The following is a 6098-nucleotide window of genomic DNA, read 5'->3' as shown; positions in this document are numbered from 1 at the left end:
TCAACTTCTCCTAACTCAATGCGGAAACCGCGTATTTTTACTTGGTTGTCGATGCGTCCTAAGTATTCGATGTTGCCATCTAGCAGATAACGGGCTAAGTCACCTGTTTTATATAATTTACTCTCTCCTAGCTTCTCAAACGGATTGGAAATAAATTTTTCTTGTGTTAACTCTGGACGGTTGAGGTAGCCTCGTGCCAAACAGACACTACCAATGTACAACTCTCCTGGCACACCAATAGGTACAGGCTGTAAATATTTATCTAAAATATAAATTTTTGCATTGGCAATTGGCTGTCCAATCGGAGGAAGTAACGGCCAAGTGTCCACTGAATTAGTCAGTGTAAAAGTAGTGGCTGCATGGGTTTCTGATGGTCCATAATGATTGTGCAGAATACAATCACCTAGTTTGCTGAACCATTGAGATATAGCCGGAGTAATCTGCAATTGTTCCCCAGCAGTAATAATTTCTCTCAGATGACTATTAACTAACTTACTATCAACAGCGACTTCAGCTAGTTGCTGTAAGGCAACAAAGGGAACAAACAGTCTCTCAATAGTTTTTTCTTCTAGAAAACCTAATAAAGCTACTGGTTCTCGGCGTAGTTCCTCTGTAATTAAGAACAATGTGCCTCCCGAAAACCAAGTAGTGAATATTTCTTGGAAGGAGACATCAAAGCTGATAGGGGCAAATTGTAGGGTTTTTGCTCCCGTAGAAATTGGAGTATTTTGCAGTTGCCACAGAATCAGATTGCCAAGACCAAGCTGATTAAGGGCTACGCCTTTAGGTTGACCTGTAGAACCAGAGGTATAAATTACATAAGCTAAGTTATTAACTTGTATGCCAGAGATAAGATTTTCCTGACTGGATTGAGAAAACAGTCGAGCATTAGTATCTAAGCAGACAAGTTTTGCGTGATGCTCAGGTAGTCTGTCAACGAGTGACTGCTGGGTGAGCAATACTGAAATTTGAGCATCTTCTAACATGAAAGCCAAACGCTCTTGAGGATAGTTTGGATCGAGTGGCACATAAGCCCCACCCGCCTTGAGAATACCTAGTAGTCCCACGACCATTTCTATTGAACGTTCTACACAAATGCCTACTAGCACATCTGCTCCTACTCCCAAAGACTTGAGGTAGTGCGACAACTGGTTGGCGCGACAATTCAACTGTTGGTAAGTGAGTTGTTGCTCTTCAAACACCACTGCTACACCATCTGGGGTACGTTCAACCTGCTCCTCAAACAACTGATGGATACACTTATCAGAAGGATAATCTACTTGAGTATAATTCCATTCCACTAATAACTGCTGTTGTTCAACTGCTGTCAACAGTGGCAATTGTGAGATTTGCTGTTCTGGGTTAGCAATAATACCTTCAAGTAATGTCAGAAAATGACCAGTCATTCGCTCAATGGTACTAGAATCAAACAAGTCAGTGTTGTACTCCCACACACCCACCAACCCAGTAGCAGTGTTCTGCATTAATAAACTTAAATCAAACCTGGCTGTTGCGCCTTCTGCTAACAATCGAGTAACAGTCAACCCAGTCAACTCTACCTCAGATGTGGATGCATTCTGGAGGGCAAACATCACCTGGAATAGTGGTGTATAGCTGAGATCCCGTTTTGGCTGCAATGCTTCTACCAGCATTTCAAAAGGCAAGTTCTGATGAGCATACGCGGACAACGCTACTTCCCGAACGCGACTCAGTAATTCGCAAAAACTGGGATTACCTGCCAAATCTGTACGCAGGACTAGGGTATTGACAAAAAAGCCGATTAACCCTTCTATTTCACTGCGATCGCGGTTAGCAATGGGAGACCCCACCAAATTGTCTTCTTGTCCTGTGTAGCGATAAAGCAGGATATCGAATGCTGCCAACAGCGTCATAAAGAGGGTACAACCTTTCTCCTGACTCAGTTTTATCAAACTATCAGTTAAGTCAACTGAGAGTACAAACTCTTGATATGCTCCGTTGTCAGTCTGTACAGCCGGTCTGGGTCGGTCTGTGGGTAGGGACAACAAAGCTGGTGCTGAAGCCAATTGTTGTTGCCAGTAACTCAATTGACTTTGCAATACATTCCCTTGCAACCACTGTCTTTGCCAAATGGCAAAATCTGCGTACTGAATCGGCAGTGGTGCTAAAGGAGACGGTTGGCTTTGAGAATAAGCATTGTACAGTGCTGCTAGTTCTTGGATAAACACACCCATTGACCAACCATCAGAGACAATGTGGTGCATAGACAGTAATAAAACGTGTTCTGTCTCCGACAGCACTAATAATGTCGCCCTGACCAATGCTCCGTTTGCCAAATCAAATGGTTGAATAGCTTGCTGTTTCGCTAATTGCTGTGTGGCGATTTCTTGTTCACTGCTTGGTAGATGTTGCAACTCAACAACGCAGACTTTCCAATCCGTCTGTTTATGAATGATTTGAGTTGGTTGTCCATCAGCTGTAATAAAGTTGGTGCGTAACGCTTCGTGACGATAAATAATTTCTTGTAAACTTTGTTGTAGCGCTGCAACTGAAAGAGTTCCGACTAGGCGCAAAGCTATGGGTATGTTGTAGAAGGAACTATTTGGTTGTAACTGGTCTAAAAACCACAAACGCTGTTGAGCAAATGACAGTGGTAATTGAGCATCACTTGCTCTCCTTAAGATGGCTGGGGCAGAGAGTTCTAAGTCTTGTTGCTGTAACTGCTGAATCTTTTGCGCGAATTCGGCAACTGTGGCTGCGGCAAACAGGCTACGCAATGGTAGTTCTACTTTGAAAATATTGCGGATGCGTGAAAGCAATTGCGTTGCTAGTAGTGAGTGTCCTCCCAGTTCAAAGAAGTTATCATGTATGCCCACTGGTTTCACTCTCAGGACTTGCGCCCAAACTTGTGCCAGCATCTCCTCAATGGGAGTGCGCGGGGCAATATATTTTTCTAAAAGTTTACTGTCTAATTCGGGTTTTGGTAGGGCGCGGTGGTCTACTTTGCCGTTGGGAGTCAGGGGTAAGGATTCCAGCAGCACCAAAGCACTTGGAACCATGTACTCTGCGAGCTTTGCCTTGAGAAACTGACGCAGTTCTTGGGCTGTGGGAGATTTTTCTACCTGGGGCACTATATAAGCAACTAAACGTTTGTCGCCCTGTTCATCTTCTCGTACTACGACCACGTTTTCCCACACATCTGGGTGAGAAGCTAGTAATGCCTCAATTTCTCCTAACTCAATGCGGAAGCCCCGAATTTTTACTTGATTATCAATGCGTCCTAAATACTCTAACTCGCCATTGGGCAAATAACGCGCTTTATCCCCTGTTTTATATAGTCGCGCTTGGCGGTTGTTGATAAAAGGATGAGAGATAAACTGTTGTGGGGTCAATTCGGGACGATTGAGATAACCACGCCCTACCCCAGCACCACCAACGTACATTTCGCCTGGAACACCAATCGGTACTGGCTGTTTATGTTGATCCAGCACATACACTTGTAAGTCGGGTATCGGACGACCAATTGTACTTGCTGTGCCATGCAAATCGGCTTTGCTCAAGGGGCGATAGGTAACGTGTACAGTTGTTTCTGTAATTCCGTACATATTCACTAATTGGGGCTGCTGGTCGCCATGTCGCTCAAACCAAGGCTGTAAACTCTTAAGTTCTAAGGCTTCCCCACCGAAAATTACTAAGCGTAAGTTTAACTCGTCAGCAGTTGCGATCGCCTGTTCGGCTTGAATTAACTGGCGGAAGGCTGAAGGGGTTTGGTTGAGAACTGTAACTTTTTTTTGACACAATAACTGGTAGAAAGATTCAGGCGATCGCGTAACTAAATACGGTACTACTACCAGTTTTCCACCATACAGCAATGCACCCCAAATTTCCCAAACGGAGAAATCGAAAGCATAAGAGTGGAACATTGTCCACACATCATCTTGGTTGAATTTATACCAAGCGTCTGTTGCTGCAAATAGACGAGTTACATTACTGTGATTGACTAAAACGCCTTTGGGTTTACCTGTAGAACCTGAAGTGTAAATGACATAAGCCTGGTTATCGGGTGTGGCGGTGTTTTCCAGGTTTGATTGGCTGTTTTGAGCTATGTTTTCCCAATCCGTGTCTAAGCAGACAACAGGCGCTTGATGTTTGGGTAGAGACTCTACTAATTGCTGTTGGGTTAATAGCACCCCTACTTGAGCATCTTCTAGCATAAAGCTCAACCGACCAGTGGGATAGTCTGGGTCAAGTGGCACATAAGCCCCACCCGCCTTGAGAATCCCCAACAGTCCCACAATCATGTCTATTGAGCGTTCCACGCACAACCCAACCAGTACATCGGCTCCTACACCTAGCGATCGCAAGTGATGAGCCAATTGATTAGCACGAGTGTTCAACTGCTGGTAAGTTAGTTGTTCATTGTCAAACACAACTGCGACAGCATTGGGAGTACGTTCAACCTGCGTCTCAAATAACTGATGGATACACTTATCCTGGGAATAGTCTACTTGAGTGTTGTTCCATTCCACTAATAATTGATGACGTTCTGCTGTGGTCAAAAGTGGTAATTCTGCAACTCGCGCTTTAGGATTGGCAACAATTGCTTGTAATAAAGTTTGAAAGTTTTGGGCTATGCGGGCAATGGTTGCCACATCAAATAAATCTGCACCGTAAGACCATACCCCTTCTAAACCTCCGGAAACTTCCCAGTAGTTGACTTCAAGGTCAAACCTGACCATTTCATCAAGTGGTAAGGACATTTTCTGGGTGGTTAAACCTGGCAAATCCAAAAAAGACAGTGAGTCATTCTGGAGGGAAAATAGCACTTGTACCAGGGGATTACGGCTTAAATCTCGTTCTGGTTGTAGCTTTTCCACCAACATCTCAAAGGGCAAGTCTTGATGGGCATAAGCTGATAATGTGGTTTGCCTCACTTGCGCTAAAAAGTCAGCAAAGCTGGGATTGCCAGAGAGATCGCCCCTTAATGGTATGGTATTAGCAAAAAAACCTATTAGCTGCTCAACGCTCTTGTTGTTGCGGTTAGCGATGGGAGAGCCAACAATAATATCTAACTGACCACTGTAACGAGAAATTAAGACCAAAAAAGCTGCCAGTAGAGTCATAAACAATGTTGCTTCTGACTTTTGGCTCAACTGCTTGAGGCGTTGTGTAAGGTTGCGATCGAGTTGAAAATGCTCAACTCCACCCCGGAAGGTCTGAACTGGAGGGCGTGGTTTATCAGTTGGCAGTTCTAATACAACAGAGGCATCAGTTAATTGTTGCTGCCAGTAATTCAGTTGGCGTTCCAGGACTTCACCAGTCAGCCATTGGCGTTGCCAAACTGCAAAGTCAGCATACTGGATGGATAATTCCGGTAGTGGGTTGGGCAACCCTTGAGCGAAAGCTCCATATAACTGAGATAACTCACGTTTAAAGATGTTCAAAGACCAACCATCGTAGATGATGTGGTGCATCTTCAACAGCAGTACATACTCCTGGTTACTCAGTTGGAGTAGAGTGAATTGTACTAAGGGGCCAACAGCTAGATCGAAAGGCTGAGAGGCAAGAGACTTGGCCATTTCTCGAATTTGCTCAGTCTGCTGTTGCGCTGACAACCCCTGCAAGTTATGGATTGGCAAAGTTAAGGCAGTGGGCGGAGCAATCACTTGTACAGGTTGCCCATCTACAGTAGGGAAAGTAGTTCTTAAAACCTCATGGCGGCGAATGAGTTCACTAAGGCTCTGCTCTAGTGCAACTATATTCAACGACCCATATAGTATTTGAGCATCCAGCAAATTATAAGACCGACTGTCTGGTGATAAATGGTGCAGAAACCAGAGTCGCTGTTGAGCAAAAGACAGTGGTAACTCACCATGCCGTGACACTCTTTGAATGGGCAATTGATGAGATGTTTTGACCTGCTTTGCTTGTTGTAAAAACAGTATGATTTCTGTTTTACGTGCAGCTATTTCTTGACGTAGCGTAGGAGTTAACGCCCCTTCAGGTGCATGACAGCGCAAGCGAAGCTCCTCCGGAGCCGCTCCGCTAACGCCATCTACCTCTAGTTCTATACTTAAGTTTGTCAGGTGACGAACAAATTCAACAATGCTGTTAGTCAT

At 44.5% G+C, this 6098-nt stretch carries 1 protein-coding gene; it reads right to left on the bottom strand.

The window, feature by feature from the left end:
• The coding region (locus QUB61_RS26155; protein ID WP_333132981.1) for an amino acid adenylation domain-containing protein at positions 1 to 6098 on the bottom strand (6098 nt) is incomplete at its 3' end.

Source organism: Microcoleus sp. C2D2, from assembly GCF_036702495.1.
GTDB lineage: Bacteria > Cyanobacteriota > Cyanobacteriia > Cyanobacteriales > Microcoleaceae > Microcoleus.
Note: the sequence above shows the minus strand (reverse complement) of the source record. Positions and strands in the feature narration are given on the sequence as shown.